This is a genomic window from Streptomyces silvae (genome assembly GCF_016745505.1).
GTDB classification, from domain to species: domain Bacteria; phylum Actinomycetota; class Actinomycetes; order Streptomycetales; family Streptomycetaceae; genus Streptomyces; species Streptomyces silvae.
In genome coordinates, this window is sequence record NZ_JAERUC010000107.1 from 1 (window position 1) to 23653 (window position 23653).

A 23653-nucleotide genomic window follows, 5' to 3' on the forward strand; every position below is an offset into this window, starting at 1 on the left:
CCCAGCGCAAGGCCCGCCGCGAGTACGAGAACCGGGTCAGTGCGCTCACGCCCTGACCATGATCAATCTCAGCGCCAACCCCTGTACCGATGTTCCCCGAGGTCGGGCTCCAAGCCCACGAGAACCGCTCCGGAACCCTCACTCCCTGAACAAGATCGTTCTCACCGATAACCGCTGTACCGATGTTCCCCGAGGCCGGTTCAACCGCGGCCGTTCCGAGGTGGATGTCCCTGGAGTCCAGGCCGCACGAGGTGACCGCACCGTGGCCGACGATCTGGCCCGCCTCGCCTCCTCCGGGCCGTACGACGCGCCTCGCGAAAGTGCGGGTCCTCAGCGACTCGCGGACCGCCGATCCGGCGCCCCTACGCCGCCTTGAGTGCCGCGACCTGCTGGGCGCGTTCCTCCAGTTCCTGGACTCCTGGGACGCGGCGGTAGGCGGGAAGCGCCTTCAGCATCGTCTTCAGGTGCTCGTCCCCGCGCGCGGACGAGATGGTCACGTGCTCGTCGAGGAAGGTTCCCCAGGTCTGGCAGGCGGCTTCGATGTGGCGCATACGGAACTGTCGTTCGGCGATCACCCCGGTGCAGTGCAGGCGCCCCTGCCGCTCCAGCGGGGAGCGAGCAGCGTTCGAACGGTGCAGGGAAGCGATCGAGCCTTCCTGGTCGCCCAGGTGCCAGCGCACGTGCGCCTCGTGGAAGAAGTAGGCGGCCTGGTCGTAGCCGCCCACGGCGTCACGCCGGTCGTCGGCGCGTGACAGTGCGCTCTCCGCCTCCTTGAGCCAGCCCATGGCGGTGTGGCGGGCGTCGGTCATCGCCGCGGCCGCGGCCTGCTGACCGCGTAGGAAGGCCACGAGCCGCGGGCCGGCGGAAGGGGCCGCCTCGGCGGCGGCCTCGGCGAGTTCCAGGCCCTTCTTGCCGTGACCCAGGTGCGTCGCCTGCAAGCTCATTCCGCGCAGGGTCCGGCAATAGGTGAGGTGGTCCTCGGCGGCGCCGGCGAGCTCCAGGGCGCGGAGGTAGTACTTCTGGCCCAGCCCTTGCTGGTCCTCGTACATGGCCATCCACCCGGTGAGGTACACGAAGTCGGCGACGGCGGCCCGCATGTCGCGGGTGACCTGGTCCGTTCCGTCGGCCCGGAGGTAGGGCCCGGCCGTGTTGACGAGGAAGGCCGCGGCCATCGGGCGGGCGTGTCCGGCCCCGACCTGGTCCAGGATGTCGGCCACCTTGTCGGTCATGGTGCGGACGGTCTCCACGTCGGACCTGCCCACGTGCACCGTCCGCCCGGTCGACGCCGCCTCCAGCCGCCCGGTCAGGTCCTCGTAGCGCGGAACGGCCAGTACCGCGGCGTACATCCCTGTCTTGAGCACCCTCCGGCGTGAGGGGTCCATGTCTTCCCTGCTCAGGTCGATCACTCCTGCCACCAGGTCGCGCTTCGAGGCCGGCTCGTCCTCGCCCGGCCAGCCGATCTCAGCGCACGTTACGGGCCGTCCGAGCAGCCGCGAGAGCGCCTCGGTCAGGGCAGGGCGCGCTTCGGGCTTCGGCACCGATCCGGCGAGCCAGTGCGACACGCTGGTCTTGTCGTAGTGAAGGCGGACGCCCAGTTCGCGGCCTGCGCCGTTCACGCGCCGTGCGAGCTGCGCATTTCCGATTCCCCCCGACTGCATCAGGGCCGCAAGGGCCGTGTTCGGTGTTCGCGGGCGACGTGCCATCGATGACCCCCTGGTGCGTTCAACCAGTTCAACCGTGCCTCCACTCTGCTCCCTTACCCACCGGCGCGTCGGGGAGTTGAGTGATTACCGGCCGTTCGTGGACCTCTTCCGGGCGGCCCGACGGCCCGGTTCGTCCCGTCGCCCCCGTGCGGGACGAACCGGGTGAACGGACGACGAAGCGCATGCGACGCCGCCTCACGACGTGCGAAAGGACTGGGTATGACCGCCACCGCGACCGGCAGTGCGGCCACAGGCCGGCAGGGCCTCAGCAGCACATCCCCTGTGCGACAGCTCGGCGCCGGTGGCCGCGGCGTGGAGCTCCGCATCCCGCGTTCCTCCGGCCCAGGCCTTGCCGGCGCCGACGAGATGTCCGAGGAGGATAGGCTCTGGCCCGGTCGTGTCCGCCGCCTCGGCCGGGAGCAGCTCCGCAGGTGGAGGCTGGACAGCCTGTGTGAGCCCGTCGAGCTGTGCCTGAGCGAACTGGTCACCAACGCGATGCGGTACGGCAGCGGCCCTGTCGTGGACGTACGGCTGTACGGGACCGCCTCGCACCTGTGCATCGAGGTGACCGATGGATCTCCCGACAGGCCTGTCCTCGGCGTTGCCGGCGTCGACGACGAGAGCGGCCGCGGTCTGGCCCTGGTCGAGGCCATCGCGGAATCGTGGGGCGTCACCGAGGACGGCACATGCACCTGGTGCCGGCTGAGCGTGCCGGAGGAGCAGTCGTGATCGCACCCGCTCACGCGGCCCCACGCGCCCGTCGCCAACTGGCGTCACCATCCCTCCCACACGGAGAGGCACCGGAAGCAGCGTGGTCCCCGACGCTCGATCCCACGGAGTTACGACGCATCCTGCGGAGGATGCGGGTGTGGGAGCCGTTCGACGCGGACGCCCTGCTCGACGACGTCGGGACAGCGCTCGACGACGTACCACCGGCCGAGGAGCACCGACGGGAGCTCGCCGAGCGCCTCCGCGGCCACCTCGCGCAGCTCGTCGACATCGCGATCAGCGGCGGTGCCGACCGTAAGGACACAGCCACGCTCACCCTCATCGAGAACGCCCGCGCCACTCGTTGCGAGGTCATGCCGATGGATCCGCGGAGAGCCGTCGTTCACCTCCGGCGTACGGCCTGGACCGTCAACGAACTCCTGGAGCGGCTGCTGGCGACCGGGCAGCTCACGAACGTGAACGTGGCATGAGTACGCCCCCCGAGCCCCCCGAGCACCCCACCGAGACGCGGACGAGAGAGACGAACCGCCCTGTGCGCCCCACCTTTCGCCCGGCCGTCGTCCCCTACATCACGCAGCGCGCGGGGGAAGAAGCGGCGCGGGACAACCTGGTCCTGCTGCCGTCGAGAGGCAGTCGCGGCCGCAGGGCCTACCGCCTGTTCTACGCGGACGAGGACGCCCACCTCGACCGCGACCTGCGGCAGGTGCTGTGGGCCCGGGTCTCGTTCACGCCGTACGACGAGCGTCGGCGCCCCACCGGCGAGCCCGAGTGGAAGCTCATGCACCCCTTCCGGCAGCGGGCCACGATGGAACGAATGCGCTGCCAGATCTGCACCGCCCCGGCGGCGACTCCTCTGGGGAGCATCTTCCTCGCCGGCCCTGCGGACTACGCGAGCCACGAAGCGCCGCTCCTCACCAACCAGCCCCCCGTGTGCGCACGGCATGTCGCAACCGCCGCCGCCCTCTGCCCGCACCTCGGGGAGGACCCCGTCGTGTTCCTGGCCACGAGCGCGCCCGTGTACGGAGTCCTGGGCACGATGTACGGCCTGGTCGACGGCAGGGTCGAGGTCGTGGCGCACCCCAGGGAGCCCCTTCCCTACGGGCACCCGAACCTCCCTACGCTCCTTGCCTCACAGCTCATCCGCCGCCTGGCCAGGTTCCGCGTCCTCACCGTGAGCGAGTTGCAGCAGGACCTGGCCGAGCTTCCCGGACAGACCGCTCCCCCTCGGCTACGGCCCTCCGCCTGAGGACGCCCGAGCTCGAGCCCTACCACCGACTCCGTCCTCGCCCACGGTTCCGCCCCCGCGGCCCACCAGCGAGCACGGGCACAACCCCTCGTTGCCGGTCACGTCAGCCCCAGCACCGAGGTGCACAAGAGCACGTCCATCGATCCGACGAAGGAGCATTGCCATGACCGCTGTCATGCCCGAACAGACCGCCCCGCCGAAGACCCTCGCCGACATCACCGAGGACCCGTTCGCACTGGACCTGGCCGTGACCACGGACCTCGGTGGCCTCGGCATGCCGGCCGCGTGCGGCACCGGTGACGGCTGCGCCGCGTCCTGCGCCTCGTCCTGCGCAAGCGCGGTCTGACACACCGCTTCCCGGGAGGGCCGGGCTCCCCCGGCCCTCCCATCCGTCTGCACGACGAAGGAGCAAGTCGCGCATGAGCAACACGTCTCTGTACGCACACAAGGGCACGGCTCTCCTACGGGCCGCCGCCGCACCGCGCAGTCAATTACCCGACTGGTGGCCCGACCCGACCGACAGCGACGAGTGCCTGAAATGGCTGGACCACGTCTGGTCCCGCCACGACTTCGCCGGACCGATCCGGCAGGCGAACCCCGAACTGGCGCGCAGCGTCGATGCCATGCGTGGCGGGCGGACGGTCCCCGGCAAGAAGCTGCGGCGGGCGGCGCTCTCGACGGCGCGCTACCTCTTGCGCGCGACCGGGCGGCCCACCCCCTTCGGCCTCTTCGCAGGCATCGCCCCGGCCGCACTCGGGTCGAGGACCGAAGTGCGCTGGGGAAGCGGCCACCGGGCGGTTGCCCGCCTCGACACGATGTGGCTCAGCAGCATCATCGACGGCCTGGAGAACTGCCAGGAGCTGCTCGAACGCCTGGACGTGGTGCTGAACAGCCTCGCCGCCCGGCGGGGCGGACGCCTCCAGGTCCCGCACGGCGGCCCCCACGGCACCAGCATCAAGTACACGAGCGCGGTACGAGCGCTCGAGACCTGCGCGTCCACGCCGACCCGGTTCAGCGCCGTACTCGAAGCCCTTACGAAGGTCTTTCCCGGCACCGCGCCGGCGCGGATCCGCACCATGCTGACCGATCTCGTCCGCCAGGGATTCCTCGTCACCAGCCTGCGAGCTCCACTCACGGTGACCGACCCGCTCGGCCATCTCCTCGATCGTCTGCACGGGGTCGAGGCCCACACGATCGAGGCGGTGGCCCCAGTACTCCACGGTCTTGAGAGGGTGGCGGCCGCTCTGCACCATCACAACCGCACCCCCGGTGCAGGGCAGACGCGGATGCGGGAGGCGCTGGTCCGGGAGCTGCGCATCATGTCGGATGCCGGCCGGGCACCGCTCGCTGTTGATCTGCTGCTCGACTCGGCCGTGACGGTCCCGCTCAGCGTGGCGCGTGAGATGGAGGCCGCGGCGACGGCCCTGTTACGTCTGACCCGCCGACCCACCGGTCACGCGATCTGGCACGACTTCCAGACCGCGTTCTGGGAGCGGTACGGCGCGGGCACGCTCGTCCCGTTTAGCGAAGTGCTCGACCCGGCGGCCGGACTCGGCTTCCCGGCCGAGTACCCGGGCAGCGTGATGTCCACCCCTGCGACGCAGACCTCCGAACGGGACCGACGGCTGCTCGCGCTCGCCTGGCAGGCCGCGGTCGACGGAAGCCGTGAGATCGTCCTCACCGACGACGTGCTCGACGCGGTCGCCGGGAACGGGCCGACCACCGGCCCGCCGCACGTCGAGATGTGCGCCCGGATCCACGCCGAGGACATCGCAGCCCTGGACCGGGGCGACTTCACCCTCACGGTCACGCCCGCGCGCTCCGCCGGCACGCTCACCTCCCGTTTCACGCCGGTCGCAGGCGGCTCCGAGCTTCGGGAGGTCTACCGCACCCTCCCCCCGGGCGTCGCCGACGCATTGCCGGCTCAACTGTCCTTTCCGCCGCTGTACCCGCACACGGAGAACGTCTGTCGCATCCCCGCCTATCTGCCGCACGTCATCTCGCTGGGAGAGCACCGTGGGCCGGAGGAGGACGTGATCACGATCCCTCTGGACGATCTCGCCGTCACCGCGACGCACAGCCGTCTGCATCTGGTGAGCGTCTCCCGCCGCCGGGTCATCGAGCCCCAAGTCTTCCACGCGATGGCGCTGGAGAAGCAACCGCCGCCCATGGCCCGGTTCCTCGCCCACCTGCCGCGCGCCTTCACGGCTTCGTGGACCGGGTTCGACTGGGGGCCCGAAGCCTTCCGGCTCGCCTTCCTGCCGAGGGTCCGCTACCGGCGTACCGTCCTGTCACCGGCCCGGTGGCGCCTCACGAGCGCCGATCTGGCTGCCCCCGTGACGGAGTCCCTCGCCCGGTGGCGGGAGCGCTGGCGGTGCCCCGGGACGGTGGAGCTCCGCGACGACGACCGCACCCTGCGCCTGACCCTGGACGAACCCCTCCACGCGGCGATCCTGCGGGCCCATCTCGACCGCCACGACGAGGCGATCCTGACCGAGACCGCCCCCGACGGCGCCTTCGGCTGGATCGGTGACCACGCCCACGAGATCGCCGTACCCCTTGTCGCGACCCGCGCACCCGCCCCGTCGGGCCTGTCCGGGCGGCCACTGCCCACGCTGCTGAACGGTTCGCTGGGCCCCATGCCCGGCGCACCGGATGCCCCATGGCTGCACGCGAAGCTCCACACCCACCCCGAGCAGATGACCGAGATCATCACAGGGCGTCTCCCCCAGCTTCTCGCTGCCCTGCCCGGCGACGCCGAGTGGTGGTTCCTGCGCTACCGGAGCCCACACGAATCCCCCCACCTGCGACTGCGCCTCCGCGTCCCGGGCGCCGGCCGGTACGCCACGTTCGCCGAAGCAGTAGCGCGGTGGGCTGCTCGGCTCCGCAGCGAATCCCTTGCGAGCCGGCTGGTCCTGGAGACGTACAGCCCCGAGATCGGCCGATACGGGCAGGGCGAGGCGCTGGCAGCGGCGGAGGCGGTGTTCACGGCCGATTCCCGCGCCGTCGCCCGCACCCTGCGCCACGTCCACGGCCCCCTTCTGCACCCGACGGCACTCGTCGCGGTCGGCATGGTGGACATCGCGCGCGGCTTCCTCGGCCGTGAGGCGGGGACGGAGTGGCTCGCCGACCGGCCCACCGCCACCGCCACAACGGAGCGCGCCGTGTCCGAACAGGCCGTACGTCTCGCCCGACTCCGGACGCCTCTCGACCTGCCCGGCTGGAACGGCGAGGTCGCCCGCGCCTGGCAGGACAGAACCGCGGCTCTGGCCCACTACCGCCGTCAGCTCCCCGACGACACGGACCTCGACGCGATCCTGGAGTCGCTGTTCCACATGCACCACAACCGGATGCTCGGCCTCGACCGGTCGGGGGAGAAGGTCTGCCGCCGCGTGGCACGGCAGGCTGCCCGCGCTCGGCAGGCCCGGCGATGACCGGAGCACCGCTGCGACAGGAACAGTCGCTCTACGCCGGCGCTCCCGGAATCGCTCTTCGCCACATCGCCGACGTACAGGCAGGCCGCGGGGGATGGGAGGCCGTCCACGCGTGGGTGACCGCCATGGTCCGGCACCCGGTGAACGCCGACCCGGACGCGTGCGGCCTCTTCGAGGGAGCGCCGGCCATCGCCTACGTCCTCCACCTCGCGGACCGGCCCTCGTACGCCCCCGCCCTCCTGACGCTCGACCACCACATCGCCGCCATGACGCGTCTGCGGCTGCGGGCCGCCCACGAACGAATGGACCGGAAAGAGCTGCCGCGCCTGCGCGAGTACGACCTCATCAGCGGCCTCACGGGGCTCGGCGTCCACCTCCTGACCCGCGGCGGCAACGACGCGCTGCTGCTCGAGGTCCTCGACTACCTCGTCGCACTCACGGATCCGGTCCCGGCCGGTCATGACCTCCTGCCCGGCTGGTGGACCGGCGACGGACCCGGCCTCCGACCGTCCCCCCGGTGGCCGGACGGACACGGCAACCTCGGCCTGGCGCACGGCATCTGCGGCCCGCTCGCCTTCCTGGCGATCACCCTGCGGCGGGGAATCGCCGTTCCCGGGCAGGCCGGAGCCATCCGCTCGATCTGCGCCACGCTCGATCAGTGGTGCCTCGGCACCCAAGGACGCCCCTGGTGGCCCGAGACGCTCTCCCTCGACGAATGGAAGGCCCGTACGCCCCGCCGGCAGCAGGGCCCAGGGCGCCCCTCATGGTGTTACGGAACCCCAGGCATCGCCCGCGCCCGGCAGCTCGCCGCGCTGGCCCTCGGCGATGCGACGCTGCGGCACCACGCCGAGGCGGCACTCGCCGCCTGCGTCACCGATGAACAGCAACTCGCCCGACTCACCGACGCTTCTCTCTGCCACGGCTGGGCCGGCCTCGTACGCACCGTTCAGCGAGCAGCCGCGGACGCAGGCCCCGGCAGTGCGCTGGGCGCCTCCCTGCCCGGGCTCCACGCCCGGATGCGCGACTCCTTCGAGCCGTCGGGGTCGCCCCCTCCCCCGGGCCTGATGGAGGGCGCCGACGGCGTCCACCTCACGCAGCTCGACACGGGCGTCAACACCCCGCCGATATCCCGCTGGGACGCCTGCCTGCTCCTGGACGGCTGACCGGCGCCCAGCACACCAGCACCCCGAGAACGCACCACTAGGCTCGTGCCCCTCGTCACCGCCGGGCACGTCGTGGAAGGAATCCCATGAACACCACCGCCCACCCCTCGACCGAGGTCCTGCGTAACCGGCTGCTCGACGAGATCGTGGAGGAACGGGTCGCCGGGCTCTACGACCCGCGGGTCGAGGAAGCCATGCGCTCGGTGCCACGGCACGAGTTCCTTCCGGCCGTAAGCGTCGAGACCGCGTACGCGAATCAGCCCGTGTCCATCAAGGACAATCCGGCCGAGGACGCTCTCCCCTTCAGCTGCGCCTCGAAGCCCGACGTGGTCTTCTTCATGCTCGTCCAGCTCCAGCTCGAAGCCGGCCACCGCGTGTTCGAGATCGGCGCGGGCACGGGCGTGAACGCCGCGTACATCCGGCGCCTGGTCGGCCCCTCCGGACTCGTCGTCACTGCGGACATCGACGGCGAGGTCACCGCCTACGCCCGCAAGACGCTCGACGCGACCGGGTTCCGCGACGTCGAGGTCATCACCCGGGACGGAGTGCTGGGCGCGGAGGAGCTGGCCCCGTTCGACCGCATCATCGCGACCGTCGGCGTCTGGGACCCCTCCCCCGCCCTGCAGAACCAGCTCACGCCCGGCGGCAGGCTCGTCCTCCCACTGCGGTGGCGAGGGCTGACCCGCAGCGTCGCCTTCACCCGGCGGCCCGAACGGCTGCTGTCCGACTCGGTGAAGATGTGCGGCTTCCTGCCCATGATCGGCCAGGACGGCGAACACAGCGGTTACGTCGACGACGAGCACCTGATCCGCCTGTTCTGGGACGACGACCAGGCGATCGCCCCGCCGGCGCTGGCGACGGCCGTCTCCCAGCCGGGAACGGTCGTCTGGACCGAAGCGAGTGTCGGGCCCGTCGAGTCGTTCGACGGAATCTGGCTCCGCCTGTCGGCCACCGAGCCCACCACCTGCCGCATCACCGTCAAGCCGGCCGCCATCGCCGCGGGCCTCCGACGCCCTGCGGCGCCCGCACTCAGCCCCGCCCTCGTCGAAGCAGACTCGATCGCCTACCTCACCCTGGAACGCATCACGGCCGAGGACAGCACCGAACCCCGCTTCCGACTCGGCGCGGCCGGCTACGGACCACGCGGACATGCGCTCGCGGAGCGGCTGTGCACCCAGATCACGGCGTGGGGCGACGACCGGACGGCGGAACCCATGATCAGCCTGTACCCGGCAGGCACGCCGGACTATGAACTCACCGAGGGCTACGTCATCGAGAAGCCGTCGGCCCGCATGGTGATCGCCTACTGACGACGCCTCACCACCTGAAGCCCAGGGGACCTGAGGCGTCTGCTCCGGCGGGGCCTCAGCTCTGCCGGAGCGAAAGCTCGGCAGACCATCCCCGCGGATGCGGGGAGTACTTGCCGGACCCGATGACGAGGGTTGCGGCGTCGGGGCCATCCCCGCCTGCGCGGGGACCACCTGACCGGACTGATCGAACAGATCACCACCATGGGGCCATCCCCGCCAAAACGGGGATCACGGCATCAGAGCCGCAACGGCACGCGGATCCTTGGGACCATCCCCGCACGCGCAGGGAGCACAGGTGCGGCGACACCCCCCTTGGTGGTCGGCTGCTGAAATCCTTCGAGGGTTGCAGGGTCCACGACTTGAGCCGAGAGCGTCGACGCGGGGCCGAAGTTCCTCAGACCCCGAATCTCCGGCACGCTCTGTTACCACAACTCCTCAAGCACTTCATCGAGCATGCGATTCCATTCAGACTCTGGGTTGGTCAGCGGAGTCGGGTCGAATGCGGCCACCGCCTCACGGAACGTCTCGACCAACTCCTCGACATCGGGATTGGGTGAGTTGTAAGCGTCTTCGAGCTTCCTGAATTCGATCAGGCAGTGAACTAGCGCAGCGACATCCCGGTGCGCAACCTGGTACTCACGCGCGCCCTCTTGGAATATGTAGACCGTTCCAGAGGACGGATCAATAGCGATAAGCGCCGCAGGAAGGTAACCCAGGACATGCCAGGACTGTGACTCCTCCGGGCAATAGCGATCCTCCAAGGCGAACAAGGGGGCCAGCACGTAAGGGTCCCTTACTGATCCCGACACTCCCGTACGGGAGGTGAAGAACTTATCGTTCGGCAGACCGATGGAAGCCAGAAACTGGGCGGTAGCAGCATGAACTGAGCCGAAACTCAGAGCGGGATAGAGAACCACACCATCCAACGCATAAAGCTGCGTCAGATCGCCGTATGCCACAGGGGAATTCACACGGACACCCTACTTTAAACTCTTTTCAGTTGCGGGAGCACATGGAGGCGGAGGCCACCCGTCTCGAGGGCGCGGGACCATCCCCGCGCGTGCGGGGAGCACGCGTCCTCTACCGGCTTGCCCCCGGTCGGCCCGGGACCATCCCCGCGCGCGCGGGGAGCACCCCCTAGTCGAGGATGTCGTCTTCCCCATCGTCGGGACCATCCCCGCGCGTGCGGGGAGCACGCGTTCCACTGGGCGCCCGTGAGGCGAACCCCGGGACCATCCCCGCGCGTGCGGGGAGCACGTGAGGTAGCCGGAGGCCTCGGTGACGACGTGGGGACCCTCCCCGCGCGTGCGGGGAGCACTCCTGGATCCACAGATAGCCAGCCGCGTCGATGGGACCATCCCCGCGCGCGGGGAGCACTTTCGCTGAACTGCGAGTTCATCGTCCGTGATAGCCATTCCGCACCGGTTTCACCGACTCCGACAAAACGCGCCTTCCAGTCATGCACCTCTCAGCCGCCCCTCGCATGCCCCCCTGAGCAGTGGCCGAGCCGACCAGTCATACCCCCGCTCTCGACGATCGGGTTCGTGCAGCCGTCAGGGGCGGTGCAGCAACTCGCGGACGTGGAGCAACAGCCGCGGGGCGAGGGGTCTTTGGGTGCGCGGGCGGCTCGCCCTTCGTTTCCGGCAAGGTCACCGAGAGCCGGGCGGCGTGGTCGTCCGCCGCCCTTGCTACCTCCCGCAGAGCGGCAAGATCAGCCCCCGCGAAACGCGTCGACTCAGCGGCCGCCTCCGCCAAGGCGCCGGCCTCCTCGGCGGCTCTGCCGTACGGGGACGAGGATCGGCCGGCCCCCTCCGGGAGCGTGGTGGACGGTGGCAGCTGCTGCCAGGCCTCGCGGAACGCTTCGATCCTCGGATGGTCGGACGTGGCCAGCGTCCGCCCCATCGGGCCGGCGATCCACGCCTGGAAGGACTCGGCCACCGATCGCGCGCCGGCCATCGCTTCCTTCCGGGAGCCGTACGGGACCGGCATGCGCGCGGCGGCGGTGCTGTACGTGAGGCCCGCGTCGCCCAACTTGAGCAAGGCGTCGGCGCTGGGAAGGGCGCCGGCCGTGGTGCGGCGGATCCTCTCCGCGCCCGCCGCAGCCAGCCGGCTGATGACCTCGCACGTGCGGATGGAGACGGACTTCCAGAAGCCCTGGAACCGGGTATCGGTCCGCAGCTCCTTCCAGTACGCGCCGGCCCGCTCCCTGATCGTGGTCATCAGGTGCCCCATGGCGCCCCGGACGCTCTGGATCCGCTGCCACTCCGGCGAGCTCCGGAGATCCGAGGCAGCCGCGTCGTGCAGGGCGCCGTTCACGAGGTCCGACGCTGCGGCGGCGGAGGGGGCCTCCGTGAGGATCTCGCCCTTGCGCGGCGGATTGTGAACCGGCGTCACCTGATCGATCGTCTCCAGGTCCTCCACCACCACGGCCCACATGTCGTCGGCACTGCCGTGGGCTTCGGGCACATGTTCCTTCCACGCCCGCCGCGCTCTCTCCAGGCCTTCCTCCCAGTCGATGGGCGGCAGCGCGACACTGCCCTCGGCAGGGTCGTGCTTGAGGCGCCAGATGGGGTTGCCGTCCGACGGCTCGTGGAGGACGTCGCCCCTGCGCTCCCACCGACCGCCAGGCAGATCGTTGCCCGGCCACAGAGGCAGATCGGGGTGTTCCGTCGCCGCTACGGCGTTCGACGGGGCAGGCGGCAGCGGAGCCCGGGCTGCGGGACGTTCGGCCTTCTCCGGGTTGGTGTCTGTGTCTGCACTCGTGGCCATGGTGCCTCCGTAGATGTCGGTTCGGCCGGGCGCGTGGTGGTCGTCGGGCTGTCGAGCACCGTCCGGGTCATAGCGGCAGCTCGGCGTCGCCGGCCCGGCGGCGCAATTCGGCCGCGGCCGGGTGGGCCGCGGGGGCGTTCGTGGTCTCCGAGGAGGTCAGGTAGTGGTCGAAGTCGGTCTCCGTCCCCGGCATGACCGGTGGGACAGGGGGCGGGGCCTGGTGCACGCCGGTCGCGCACGCGGCGAGCTGAAGGCGTGGGGTGAAGGCGTGCAGGGTGTTGATCCAGTCGGCCTCGGCGAGCTCCCGGCCCGGGGTCGGCTCGCCGGCGTACGTACGGATCCACCCGGCGTACAGGGCTGTCAGGTGCTCCACGACCGGAGGGTGGCGGTACCAGCACGGCGGGATGCTGTTGTGCAGCTCGAACGTGGTGCGCAGCCAGTCGACCCAGGTCGCCAGTTCGCGAAGACGTTGGTGCCGGTCCACCGGGTCCATGGCGGCCCACACCCACCGCTGCGGCTCAGGCTGAGCCTCGGGGGTCATCGTGGGCCACAGCGAGGCCGGGTTGTCGAAATCTGAGGACACGAGTAGTGCCTGCCTTCTGTTCAGCGCTGTTCCAAGGACCTGCTGTCGTGGTCCGGTTCTGGCATGGGCGCCCGTCCTCCCGACGGGGCCAGTAGCTTCTTCAGGTCCTTGTCGCGGAACGTGAGCCGCATCCTGATCTTGATCGGGGGCTGGTTCGAGTACTGCGCGATCGCGGTGAAGTCCGGCAGCTGCTGCAGCGAGTGCACCGGGGCGAGATCCGTCTCGGTGGCTGAGGTGTTCGTGGTGAACTCGCCCCGGGAGCGGCCGTGGGAGGTCCGCATCACCTCGGTGCGTCCGTACAGGCCGGAGAAGTAGCGCAGGGTCTCCAGGTCGCCGCAGCCCGGAAGCAGCATCCGCAGGCCGCTCGCGGAGAGCACCGTGTTGGCCTTCTGCATACCGAGCCGGTCCCGGAGCTGCGAGAGGTCGTGCCACACCGTCAGGACGTCGATGCCCATGCCGCGGCCGGTGGTCAGGATGTTCGGCAGTCTCGGGTAGCGCAGCATGTTGCCGGCCTCGTCGACCATCACGCCCAGCGACGGGTCGAGGGGCTTGCCCGTGCTGTTGTAGCGGACCTCGGCGCCATGAATGATCGAGGCGATGAGGGAGGTCAGCAGCGGGGCGAACCGTTCGGCATCGGCCTCGGACGCGATCAGGCAGACGGTTCCGTTACGGTCCAGCAGCTCCTCGACGGTGAAGTCGGTGCCGGCGCACGTCTCGCGGACCTCCTCGTCGGCGTAGACCCGGGCCAGCACGTTGAGGGTGAACTGGATCGATCCGATGCCGTCCTCGTGGAGCCGTAGCCAGGGGGAGGCGTAGTCGTCGGCGACCTCGTTGCAGCCGTGCTGCAGCAGGACGGCCCGGACGTGGTCGACGGCGTCCTTGCCCAGGCTGAGCCAGCGGCGCATCGCCCCCACTCCCCCGCCGGACAGGTTCGAGGCCAGCAGTACGCCCTTGAGGACGCTCTTGGCCTGGTCGACCCACGGCGCCGCGCGCTTGCTGTCGCCCGAGGCGGACGCCTCCGCCATCCACGACGCCATCCGGTCGGCGGCCTTCGCATCGGTGCAGTAGTCGACGGGCGACCATCTCTGGGTGGGCCGGCCGGGGATACCGGCCGGGGCGATGACCCAGACCGGCCCGAGGGAGCGACGGCGCGCGTAGATGATGTCGAGGTCGGCGGCCTTGGTGGTGGTCACGACCAGGGGCCCTTGCCATTCGGCTGCGTTCGGCAGCACCAGGCCCGTGGTCTTCGAGGATCCCGGCACTCCGAACACCGTGGCGCTGATGTTGGGCTGTGCGGCCACGATCTTTCCGGTGCGCATCCCGCGCCCGGCGGTGATCCGGTTGGCGCGTTCGACCGGGTCCTGGGGCGCCTGGAGCTTCCGCTCCACCTTGGCCCCGCCCCACTGGGCGCCGCCGGTCCGGCCGCCGCGGCCGAAAAGGCTGACGGCCTTCACGACCAGGACGAGTACGGCCAGGACGAGTAGGGCGGTCAGCACGTAGAACAGCCAGCTGGGCGGGGCCGGGTCGTACGCCGCGCCGGGGCCCTTCACCAGGGATTTGAGGACGGTGGCGGGGATGCTGTCGGTACGGGTGGCCCACCCGCGCCCGGACAGCACGGCCGCGGCCGGCGCGGCGAGCAGCACCGCGCCGCCGACCGAGGCAGCCGCCCCGAACCCGTAGGCGGCGAGCAGGGTGTTGTCGTCCAGGCTCGCGGTGGACGGGCCGGTCTTCTCCGCGGCCATCACACGGACATCCGCTCGTCCGTCTCGAAGAGTTTCTGCTCGATGTGGGAGAGGACCAGTTGGACGGCGTGACCGCCGCCGCGGCCGATCTTCCACAGGGCGCGGCCCCGCTGCCCGGCGCCCCAGGATCCGATCAGGTCGCATTCGGCGTCCGAGAGACCGATCGCCTCTCGGGTGATCTGGAGGGGGCGGGTGTCCTGTGCCAGCTGGATCCGTGTCTCGCAGGAGGAGATCAGGTCCTTGGCGATGGCGACGGCCTCCGAGCTCGCCGAGCCGACGCTCTCGAAGTCGGACAGCCGGTGGGTGGCCAGGATCTGGATGGTCCCGGTCGCCCGGGACAGCCGGAGGTCGGCGTCGATCTTGCGGACCATCGCGGCGCCGCCGGAGCGCATCTGCCGCCACAGTTCGTCCCGGACGACGATCCAGGGACGCTGCCCGGGCCGGTCGATGGCGGCCTGGGCCCACGAGGAGACGCAGGACAGGACCATGGCGACCGTCTCGTCGCCGTACTGCTCCAGGGCGCTGATGTCGACGGACTGGATCGGTGCATCCCAGTCCAGGCCGATGGAGGTCTGCTCGTCGAAGAGCCCGCCGAGGTGCCCGTTGACCATCGTGCCGAGCGCCGAGCGGATCGACACCATCTGTTCCCGGGCCAGCTGCACCTCACCGTCCCGGACCCGGAGCTCCAGGGCCATCGCGTCGGTGGGGTCGCGGAGCTTGTCGTAGACCAGCGGCAGGGTCGGCACGGCGAGCCTGGTCTGTCCGTACAGCTCGCCGGTCACCTCGCGCACGGCGACGTCCAGGGCCTCCTCCTCGCGGGACTCGAGGGTGCGACGGAGCTGGAGTTCGAGGAGGGCCTTGAGCAGGGTGAGGCGGCGCCGGTGGATCTCCTGCAGGCGCCCCCGGAGCTCGGCGGGATCCTTGATCCGGTCGAGGCCCGCGCCGAGCGGCCCGGCGTCGAGCGGGTTGAGACGGCCGGGCAGGCCGGGGCCGAGGCGTACCGGCTCAACTCCCAGGTGGCGGCAGAGCCCCGCGTACTCACCCTTCACGTCACCCGCGATCAGCGTCCGGTGGCCGAAGGCCATCAGCCGGAAGCACAGGGCCTTGATGTGCGCGCTCTTCCCGCTGCCGGGGATGCCCGTGATCATCACGTTCGGGTTGGTGCAGAGGCCTTCGCGGACCCAGACCGCCGGGTGCGCGCTGAAGGCCTGGGTGGTGAGCGTGTTGTGCCCGATGTACGCGCCCACCGGGGGCAGCGATCCGGCGTGCAGGAAGGGGTACGCCCCCGCGGCGTTGCCTGTGTCGGCACGGACGACCTCCGTGCGGGGCAGAGAGGCGGAGCGGCCTGCGAAGGGGTGCGGCCAGCCCTTGCGCGGTGCCACCCGCATGACGGTTTCGGCGTCCTCGAGCCGGCGGGACTCCCGCTGTTCGGCAGGGGTCGGGCCGGTGGGCCCCAGTACGTACGCGGTGTTGATCCCGGTGGCTTCACCGAGGCCGGAGGCGTGCAGCTCGGTGTCCGTGGCACGACGGCGTGCCGGCAGGTGGCTGCGCAGGCCTGCCGGCAGACGTGTCCGCAGGCCCATCAGAAGCCCACCCGCCGGTCCGGGAGTCCTTGGCCCAGTGGCAGGGCCCCGGCTGCGAATCCGACGTCCTGGGCTCCCCACATGCGCCGTAGCTCAAGACCGGACGCGGCGGCGTCGGCCTGCATCTCGGCGCAGGCCGTCTCCAGTTCCTCCAGGTCCGTCACGGTCACCGACAGCACCGCGGTCATCCGGACCACGCCCTGGCCGGCCGCGCGGGCAGCGTCCTGGGTGCGGGCGAGATTCACCTCGCGGCGTTCGTCCTCGCTCTCGTCCCGTCCGGTCTTGGCCCGCAGGTAGCGGGCGGAGGAGCGCTTGCTCTTCTCACGGGCCAGTTCCTGGCGGGCGCGGCGGGGGCCGAGCGGTTCGTAGACGAGGCTCATGGACCGTCGTGCGTTGCGCCGGGGCCGCAGCAGGGGCTGGAGGAACGTCGCGTAGACCTGGGCCTGGGGCCAGGTGCGGACCTGGTAGGTGACGGTCCAGGCTCCGTCGTGCCGGTAGGTCCCCCACCCGGTTTCCGCAGCCGCCGGCCCGGCCAGCGCGGGGTCGACGCCCTCTTCGACGCCCTCCCATCCGGGGTTCCGGGCGGCCGCGTCGGTCGTGGCGATCGCGACCTGGGCGTCGGGGTCGAATGCCGTACGGATGCTCTGCGCGACCTTCCGGGGGGAGAGCCATTCCATGACCTGGAGGCTCGCGGTGCTCAGCGCCCCGCCCAGCGCGTGGATCTCCCTGACCAGGACGGCGGCCGCGCCGACCTGGCCGCCACCGGCACCCTTGATCGCGAGCCGGGCGCGGCCGGCGGACAGGGTCACGGACAGGTAGGTCTCCCGGTTGGTGACCGCGGGGCCGGCGCCCTCCATCAGGTCCGACAGGGCGCTCACCGCGGCGGGCGGCGCGTCGGGGGTGATGTGGTGAGCGGTCCATGATCGCAGGGCGGCGCCGTCGTCGGGCAGACAGCGCTGGTGCACGGACAGCCGCACGATCGGGGAGTCCTCGGTGCAGAAGGTGCGCAGAAGCGCCGCCCATGACGAGACCCGGGCGGCCTGCTTGTCCGTGTCCACCAGGGCGAGGCCGGGGAAGGACACCCGGGACACCGCGGTGTACGTCCCGGCGACCGGGTCGTGCGCGACTCCCAGCAGACCGCCGAGCCCGTCCGGCGCCTCCAGGATCCGGAGCCTGGCCAGGGTGCCGGGCAGGTCCATCGGCTGCTGCCCGGTCCGGGTCGAGCGGGGGGCGAACGGCCCCGAGACGAAGACATTCTGATTCCGTGCCACGGCGATTTGATGCCTCACTGCCAGCAGGATCCATGCATCGGCGCTCAGCCCGCTGACACGGCCGAACGCGAGGACGAGGAGCACCGCGGCCACCGGCACGCACACACCGGCCGCGGCCCAGCTCGCGAGGTTGACGGGGATGAGCAGGAGCGTGCAGCCGACGGCGACGAGGGCGAAGCCGGGACCGGAGAGGCGTCCCATGAAGCCGGACTTCTCCGACTGCCACCCGCTGTACGTGACGGGCTGTGTCATGAGCTATTCCTGAATCGGAGGGCTGGGAGGCTGCACCGGGGGCAGCGGAGCGTCCCCGCCTTCGGGCTGGGCCTCGGACGGATGCCTCGGGCCGGCGGATACGCGACGTTGGGAGATGACGACGTGGCGGCCTCCCGCGGCGCCGTGATCAAGTCCTGCGTGACCGGCTGTGCTCGACATGCCGGACTCGAGGGTGTCCTTGCCCGCCGCCAGGAGCTGGAGGGGCAGAGCGACCGTGCCGAAGACCTTCGAGCCGAAGGAGCGTCCGGCACCGCTCGCAGCACCTGTACCTGTCCCGCCGCCGGGCACCGGGGCGGCGTTGGAGCCGCTCGCCGACGTCTGGGCGGTGTCCTGTTCCAGGGCCCGGGTGTAGGCGCTGCCGCCGCCGACCGCGCCGGCCCCGCCCATCTCGGGGCGGTAGCCGCCGCTCACCGATGCGGCGGACGACCCGGCGGAGCTCACGAGGCCGGAGGCGACCGCGCTGCCCCCGCCGACGGTGGAGAACGTCATGAACTTGGCCAGGACGGGCCATGCGAAGCAGGCCAGGATGAAGATGACCAGGCCTACGAACATGTTCTGCACGCCCTGGCCTTCGGCCATGGCTCCGAACCCGATGGCGAAGCAGAGCACGATCATCGGCTTCATGAGGATCAGGGCGATCAGCGCGTTCCGCGCCTTCGGCCACCATTCCTGGGTGGAGTCCGAGAGCTGGCCGGCCAGGACCACGGGCATGGTCGCGACCAGGATCATGATCCCGGCCTGGCGCAGCAGCACTTCGAGCCAGAGCGCCGCGATCGCGAGGATGCAGATGATCCCGACGACGATGATGACGCCGACCGCCGCAGCGGCCACTCCCTCGCCGGTGATGAGTGCGGTGCCGACCGTCGCGGCGCCCCCGCCACCCGTGATGAGCCCTCCGAAGAGGGTGCCGAGCTGGTGCTGCATCGCCTCGGTCGCATCCGCCTCGCCGGATCCGCCGCCGTCGAAGGTGTAGTTGACGATCCAGGTGGACACCGCGTCCGACCAGGACAGCGCGGTCTGGGTGGCCAGTACGTACACGGAGGAGATGACGCCCCACTTCGCCAGGCCGGTGAGGGCGGTGACGGCCGGTTCGCCTCGCTGGCTGAGGGCGACCTTTCCGAACTGCAGAAGCAGGAGGAAGGTGGCAACCACCAACGAGAGGGAGGTCATGACCCCGGTGGCGGAGCCGATGCCGACCTTGGACAGGTCGATGGTCGACGAGCTGTTGAAGACCTTCGCGAACTCCTCCAGCAGCCACACCACGGCCTTGCCGATGTAGCGGGCGGCCTCCTTCAGGGCGTCCGAGGCGAGCTCGCTGATCTTGCCCTCCGCCCAGGCCACCGGGTTCTTGGCGTCCGGGGGGTACTTGTTCTGACCGTCCCGCAGACACTCCTGGAAGAGGCCGCCCTTCTCGACGCAGGCGGTGACGTACGTGTTCAGTTCTTCGAAGTTGCCCTGCTCCTGGTCGTAGGCCTTGCGCCACTTGTCGAGGCGAAGCTCCTCGTACCGTTGGCGATCGGCCTCGCCGCAGTTCCTGGCCGCGTTGCCGTCAGCCCCCTCGCACTCGCCGATGGTGCCGGGCAGCTCGCCGGCCTCGGCGGGCCGGCAGTCCCCGTCGGTGGCCCCGAAGTCCATGACGCACCAGTGGCCCTGGGTGTCGACGCCCGCGACGTCGCCGTCCTCGGCCCACTCCGCCGGCGGCGGCTCGGGCGGTCCGTACGCGGCGTGCTTGCCGCCGTGGTCGGCCACTGCGGCGGGCGCGGCCACTGCGCCGCCGGCCACGCAGCACAGCAGGGCGAGCAGGAGGAGCCGGACCCGGAGTGCCGCAGGACGCCGCGGGCGCTCAGTCCTCATGCCTGACCTGGACCCACTGGTCACGCCACGCGAAGGGCGAATCGGGGTCGTAGGCGACGGGGAGGGTCCGCTGCTCGACGTACGCCTCCTCGTCGGTGATCCTCCAGGCACCCTCCTGCCACTTGACGATGAAGTCGGTGGTGTCGCCCTTGACCGGGTTGTCGTCCGTGGCCTTGTCCGGTGTGGTCGCGTACCGGTCGAAGCTCAGCCAGATGTGGACGACGTCTCCACGTGGCAGGTCGTCGGCGGCGAGGCTCCGCATCCGTACGGCATCCACCGTGGTGGTGAAGGTGACCCCTGCCGGTGTGCCGCCGGAGGCGGGCAGGCCGGCGCCTTCCCTGAGCTTGCGGACCTCGGAGATCTGCTTGTCGATGTACCCGGCGGCGTCCGGCGATGTCACGACCTCGAGTTGCTGGCGGGCCTTCTGGTCGTCCATCCAGGCGTACTCCTCCCAGAAGTGGACGACCGCGGAGATCGCGCCTCCGGGACTGTGAGGGAAGCCGGTGCTGGCGCCGCCCTCCTGGCCCGCCGGCGCGTCCAGCGAAACCTTCTTGGCCCTCTCCGGAGTCATCTCCGCACCGCCGGCGGCCGAGGCGGAGCCGGACGGCTTCGTCTCCCCCGCGGCTGTCGGCCCTGCTGCCGGCGTACGGGAGCTGTCCCCGTCGATCAGTGAATACGCGGTGATCCCGCCGACGCCCAGGGCGCCGACGACCAGGACGGCCAGCCCCGCGAGCAGGAGCTTGGCGCGCCGGGCGCTGCGTTCGTGGTTGTCCATGACGACGGCCTCAGATCGACATGTTGTAGACCGCGAGCACCATGGAGCTGGTCAGACCGATGCCTCCGGCACCGCACAGGCTCCACAGCACGGACTGCTTGCCCCTGGCGGCCAGCTGGGCCCTTTCCGTGTTGTGGCCGACAGCGACCAGGAGCCAGCCGGTCAGCCCGCCGATCACCGCGGCGGCGAGCCCGAACCCGGCGGTCCAGTTCAGGACGGTCTGCACCTGGGTGTTCACCGCCGCGGGGAGGGCTGGTGAGGGCTTCGGCACGACCGGCGGCGGGTCTGCGGCCAGCGCCTGCAGGCCCGGGTCGGTGGCAAGCGTGCGGACTGCGTCCATGAACGTCATCGGGAACACCTCGTCAAAGGTCGTCTACGAGTGGGAGACCACGGCCAGGGGCGCGGGTCGGGGTGCGTCCGGAAGCGGCGTGCCCCAGGAGGCTCCGGCCGCCGCGAGGACTTCCTGGCCGAGCAGGCCTGCCGCTTGCTGCGTACGCGAGCGCAGTCGGGAGACCGTGCGCAGCCCGTGGGCGCGGATGTGCGGGTCGTGCGGGAAGTGGACGACCGCGGCGGTCCGTGCGGACAGCATCGTTGCGCCCGCACGCACGACCGCGGGAAGGCGTCCGTCCGCCTGGGCGACCAGGACCGCCACGGTGCGCTGGAGCGGCATGCCGTCCGCGTGCATGGCCATCACCGCCTGCTGGAGGGCCTGTATGCCGCTTGCGGTGGCCGAGGCGCACAGCACGGGCACGGCGTAGGGCAGTTCGCACCAGGACCGGGTCCGTCCGTCCTGCCCCGCGCACCGGGACTCGAGGATGTCGTGCGCCACCGGGTGCGGGGTGTCGGCGACGACGCACTGCCAGCCGCCGATGGCCGCCAGCTGCAGCCACGCGGCCGGGGCGTGCGGCAGAGCGAGCGGCAGGCTGTGCCAGTCACGGCCGTCGGTCAGCACCTGCCAGCCCGGTCGGTCCGCACCAGGTCGCAGCGCGGCCGCGCGCTGTACCTGTGAACGGGTGAGCGGTCTGTCCGGCGGCAGTGCGCCCAGTCCCCCGGCGTACTGCCCGGCCGTCCAGGACGGCCATGGGGACGAGAGCCGTGGAGCGGTGTCGAGGACGACTGTTGACGCTCCCGCCGCGGCCAGGTGCCCTGCGAGCAGATCCGCCACGGTCGACCGGCCGCTGCCGCCCGTCGCCGCCATCACCGGCACGACGAGACGGGCCCCCGAAGAGAGCACACCAGGAGATAACTCCCTTTTACCCATGCTTGCCCCCATGCACCGCGCCAACCATTCGCATACGCTAATGCGATCCATCATCTCGTCATATCGGAACGGATCCAGGCAACAGACCCGGTCACTCAGACGGTTTACTTACGTCGCCAACATGGGCCCCGATAAGCAGTGGTGGCATAGTGTCACAGGCGATCACCCGTCTGCATCCAGCGCGACGCCTTGAAGCGGACCGGGCATGCGGGTTCGTTTACGCAAACCGAGTGCAGGCCTGGGGGGACTGTGCGCGTCACACGCTGGTTGGCGGTCGCCGTGGGCGGGGCCGTGATGACCCCCGTCGCGCTGGGCGTAGGGGTCGTCCTGCTCATCGCCGCCTTCGACGAGGGGGACGGAGAGTCCGGCGGAAGCCTCGGTCCGACCGCCGGCAGTCTGCGCATCGGCCGGGGCGGTGTGCCCTCCGAGTACGCGCCGATGATCCTCGGTGCCGCCGCCGACTGTGACGCGGGCCTTCAGCCTGCGGTGCTGGGGGCTCAGCTGAAGCAGGAATCGAACTTCGATCCGCGGGTTCAATCCCCCGGAGTCGGCGCCCAGGGCATCGCCCAGTTCATGCCGGGCACCTGGTCCACCTGGGCGACCGACGGGAACGGGAACGGCACCAAGAGTGTGTGGGAGCCCGCGGACGCCATCGCGGGTCAGGGGAAGTTCATGTGCAGCCTGATGCGGAAGGGCAGAGCGCACCCCCAGTACGACGGATCACCGACGGAGCTGGCCCTCGCCGGCTACAACGCGGGCTGGGGCAGGGTCGACGAGTACGGCGGCGTACCCCCAGTGAGCTTCGCTCAGGGCCAGACCTACCACTACGTCAGGAACATCCTGGCGCTGGCGAAGCAGTTCACCGCCCCGGCATCGAGCGGCGACGTTCAGCTGCCCGCCGGTTACGCCCTGCCCGCCGGCACGCCCCGCGAGGTGCGCACCGCGGTTGCCTGGGCGTTGAGACAGAAGGGCGGCTGGTACCAGCTCGGCGGCGACTGCACCGACGCCCACGGCGCCAGCTCTGCCCACTGGTGCGACTGCTCCTCCCTCATGCAGCAGGCGTACCGGGCGGCGGGCATCAGCATCCCGAGGGTCACCTACGACCAGGTCCGCGTCGGCACCCACGTCAGCGTGGACAGACCCAAGCCGGGAGACCTGGTCTTCAACCCCGGCAGCGACGGCTCCGACGCCCGCCCGGGGCACGTCGGCATGTACATCGGCGACGACATGGTCATCGAGGCACCCCGCACCGGTGTGCGGACCCGCGTCGTTTCGTACAGCAGCTGGCGCAACTCCACCAGCGCCATCACCCGGGTCACCGAGGTCCGCCGGGTGGTGCAGTGGTGAGCCACGGAACCGAAGGACGGCTGATGCACGTCGATCACGAACAGCTGTACCAGCCTTGGGGCACGGTCACGCCGGCCTTCTGGGGTCTCGAACCCGAGACGTCGCCGACCCGGTCCGAGGCCCGCATCCCCCAGGTGCTGCGCGGCCGGCTGACGGAGATCGCCGCGACGGCCGCCCGCGGCCGGCTCCCGGACGCCGCCTGGATGGCGTACCAGCTCGACACGGAGGTCACCGGCGAGTACGGCCCGGAGCACCTCAACACCGTTCATATCCGGGAGGTCCGCGCACATCTGGCCTATCTGGCGGGCGACCACGCGACGTCGCTCGGGTGGTACCTGCATACGGCCCGGCTGCGCGCCACGATCCAGGGGCCCGGTCACCCCGACACCGAGGAGGCCACCCGTCGGGTCTACAGCCTCTGGCGGACCGTCCCCGACGCTGACGCGCCCGCGCTCGGCGCGGAGGTGCTGGGTGCCGTCACCGACATCCACGGGCCCGAGGCAGCGGTGGTTCGTCGGACCCGTAAGCGACTTCAAGTTCTGGCCGCCTCACGCGAGGCCAGAAGCATCACCTGAGCACCCGCGCCGGCGTTGTCCACAAGGGCCTCGTC

Annotated in this window: 20 protein-coding genes and 1 CRISPR repeat array; of the genes, 9 read left to right on the forward strand and 11 right to left on the reverse strand. The window is 70.8% G+C overall.

Annotated features, from left to right (window positions below; translation table 11 throughout):
* Positions 1–362 precede the first annotated feature (362 nt).
* On the reverse strand, positions 363–1703 hold the full coding sequence (locus JKV81_RS16705) for an NsdA family TPR-like regulatory protein (protein ID WP_202076518.1): 1341 nt from the start codon (positions 1701–1703) through the stop codon (positions 363–365).
* A gap of 219 nt (positions 1704–1922) precedes the next feature.
* On the opposite strand from JKV81_RS16705, the gene JKV81_RS16710 reads away from it, so the two are divergent.
* The 7 genes from JKV81_RS16710 (at position 1923) to fxlM (ending at position 9585) form a co-directional block, all read left to right on the forward strand.
* Entirely contained in the window at positions 1923–2432 is a 510-nt protein-coding gene (locus JKV81_RS16710) for an ATP-binding protein (RefSeq protein ID WP_236056887.1), read from the forward strand.
* A 131-nt stretch (positions 2433–2563) separates the two neighbouring features.
* Positions 2564–2902 carry a DUF6415 family natural product biosynthesis protein gene (locus JKV81_RS16715; RefSeq protein WP_202076519.1) on the forward strand — a complete coding sequence of 113 codons (339 nt, stop codon included), beginning with the start codon at positions 2564–2566 and terminating at the stop codon, positions 2900–2902.
* A gap of 62 nt (positions 2903–2964) precedes the next feature.
* Positions 2965–3678 carry a hypothetical protein gene (locus tag JKV81_RS16720; protein WP_202076520.1) on the forward strand — a complete coding sequence of 238 codons (714 nt, stop codon included), beginning with the start codon at positions 2965–2967 and terminating at the stop codon, positions 3676–3678.
* Between the two features lie 163 nt (positions 3679–3841).
* Complete coding sequence (locus tag JKV81_RS16725) at positions 3842–4024, forward strand: FxLD family lantipeptide (RefSeq protein WP_202076521.1); 183 nt, start codon at positions 3842–3844, stop codon at positions 4022–4024.
* 73 nt (positions 4025–4097) lie between these two features.
* Entirely contained in the window at positions 4098–7112 is a 3015-nt protein-coding gene (locus JKV81_RS16730) for a lantibiotic dehydratase (protein WP_202076522.1), read from the forward strand.
* Positions 7109–8275, forward strand: a complete 1167-nt coding sequence (locus JKV81_RS16735) for a lanthionine synthetase C family protein (protein WP_202076523.1) — start codon at positions 7109–7111, stop codon at positions 8273–8275. The genes JKV81_RS16730 and JKV81_RS16735 overlap by 4 nt, the downstream gene beginning before the upstream one ends.
* A gap of 86 nt (positions 8276–8361) precedes the next feature.
* The gene (fxlM, locus tag JKV81_RS16740; RefSeq protein WP_202076525.1) at positions 8362–9585 is read left to right on the forward strand and encodes a methyltransferase, FxLD system; all 1224 of its coding nucleotides are present in this window, start codon (positions 8362–8364) and stop codon (positions 9583–9585) included.
* 422 nt (positions 9586–10007) lie between these two features.
* Here fxlM and JKV81_RS16745 read toward each other — a convergent pair whose 3' ends face one another.
* From JKV81_RS16745 to JKV81_RS16790, 10 genes are all read right to left on the reverse strand, one after another.
* Entirely contained in the window at positions 10008–10556 is a 549-nt protein-coding gene (locus JKV81_RS16745) for an SUKH-4 family immunity protein (RefSeq protein WP_202076527.1), read from the reverse strand.
* A 72-nt stretch (positions 10557–10628) separates the two neighbouring features.
* Positions 10629–10904: a CRISPR direct-repeat array (repeat unit 31 nt; unit sequence CGGGACCATCCCCGCGCGTGCGGGGAGCACG).
* Positions 10905–11100: 196 nt separating this feature from the next.
* Entirely contained in the window at positions 11101–12354 is a 1254-nt protein-coding gene (locus tag JKV81_RS16750; protein ID WP_202076529.1) for a hypothetical protein, read from the reverse strand.
* A 67-nt stretch (positions 12355–12421) separates the two neighbouring features.
* On the reverse strand, positions 12422–12937 hold the full coding sequence (locus JKV81_RS16755; RefSeq protein WP_307820554.1) for a hypothetical protein: 516 nt from the start codon (positions 12935–12937) through the stop codon (positions 12422–12424).
* 20 nt (positions 12938–12957) lie between these two features.
* Positions 12958–14679 carry a type IV secretory system conjugative DNA transfer family protein gene (locus tag JKV81_RS16760; protein WP_236056892.1) on the reverse strand — a complete coding sequence of 574 codons (1722 nt, stop codon included), beginning with the start codon at positions 14677–14679 and terminating at the stop codon, positions 12958–12960.
* The gene (locus JKV81_RS16765; protein WP_202076531.1) at positions 14679–16262 is read right to left on the reverse strand and encodes a putative type IV secretion/conjugal transfer ATPase; all 1584 of its coding nucleotides are present in this window, start codon (positions 16260–16262) and stop codon (positions 14679–14681) included. Before JKV81_RS16765 ends, JKV81_RS16760 begins: the two co-directional genes overlap by 1 nt.
* Complete coding sequence (locus tag JKV81_RS16770) at positions 16262–17785, reverse strand: SCO6880 family protein (RefSeq protein ID WP_202076534.1); 1524 nt, start codon at positions 17783–17785, stop codon at positions 16262–16264. The genes JKV81_RS16765 and JKV81_RS16770 overlap by 1 nt, the downstream gene beginning before the upstream one ends.
* A gap of 3 nt (positions 17786–17788) precedes the next feature.
* A complete protein-coding gene (locus JKV81_RS16775) occupies positions 17789–19660 on the reverse strand; it encodes a hypothetical protein (protein WP_202076535.1) in 1872 nt (623 codons plus the stop codon).
* Positions 19650–20435: a hypothetical protein gene (locus tag JKV81_RS16780; RefSeq protein WP_202076536.1), complete on the reverse strand. Its 786-nt coding sequence runs from the start codon at positions 20433–20435 to the stop codon at positions 19650–19652. The genes JKV81_RS16775 and JKV81_RS16780 overlap by 11 nt, the downstream gene beginning before the upstream one ends.
* Positions 20436–20445: 10 nt before the next feature.
* Positions 20446–20784: a hypothetical protein gene (locus tag JKV81_RS16785; protein ID WP_236056893.1), complete on the reverse strand. Its 339-nt coding sequence runs from the start codon at positions 20782–20784 to the stop codon at positions 20446–20448.
* A 24-nt stretch (positions 20785–20808) separates the two neighbouring features.
* A complete protein-coding gene (locus JKV81_RS16790; RefSeq protein WP_307820555.1) occupies positions 20809–21669 on the reverse strand; it encodes a hypothetical protein in 861 nt (286 codons plus the stop codon).
* 276 nt (positions 21670–21945) lie between these two features.
* On the opposite strand from JKV81_RS16790, the gene JKV81_RS16795 reads away from it, so the two are divergent.
* Both JKV81_RS16795 and JKV81_RS16800 read left to right on the forward strand, forming a co-directional pair.
* A complete protein-coding gene (locus tag JKV81_RS16795; protein WP_202076540.1) occupies positions 21946–23043 on the forward strand; it encodes a C40 family peptidase in 1098 nt (365 codons plus the stop codon).
* A 23-nt stretch (positions 23044–23066) separates the two neighbouring features.
* A complete protein-coding gene (locus tag JKV81_RS16800) occupies positions 23067–23618 on the forward strand; it encodes a hypothetical protein (protein ID WP_236056895.1) in 552 nt (183 codons plus the stop codon).
* Positions 23619–23653 lie beyond the last annotated feature (35 nt).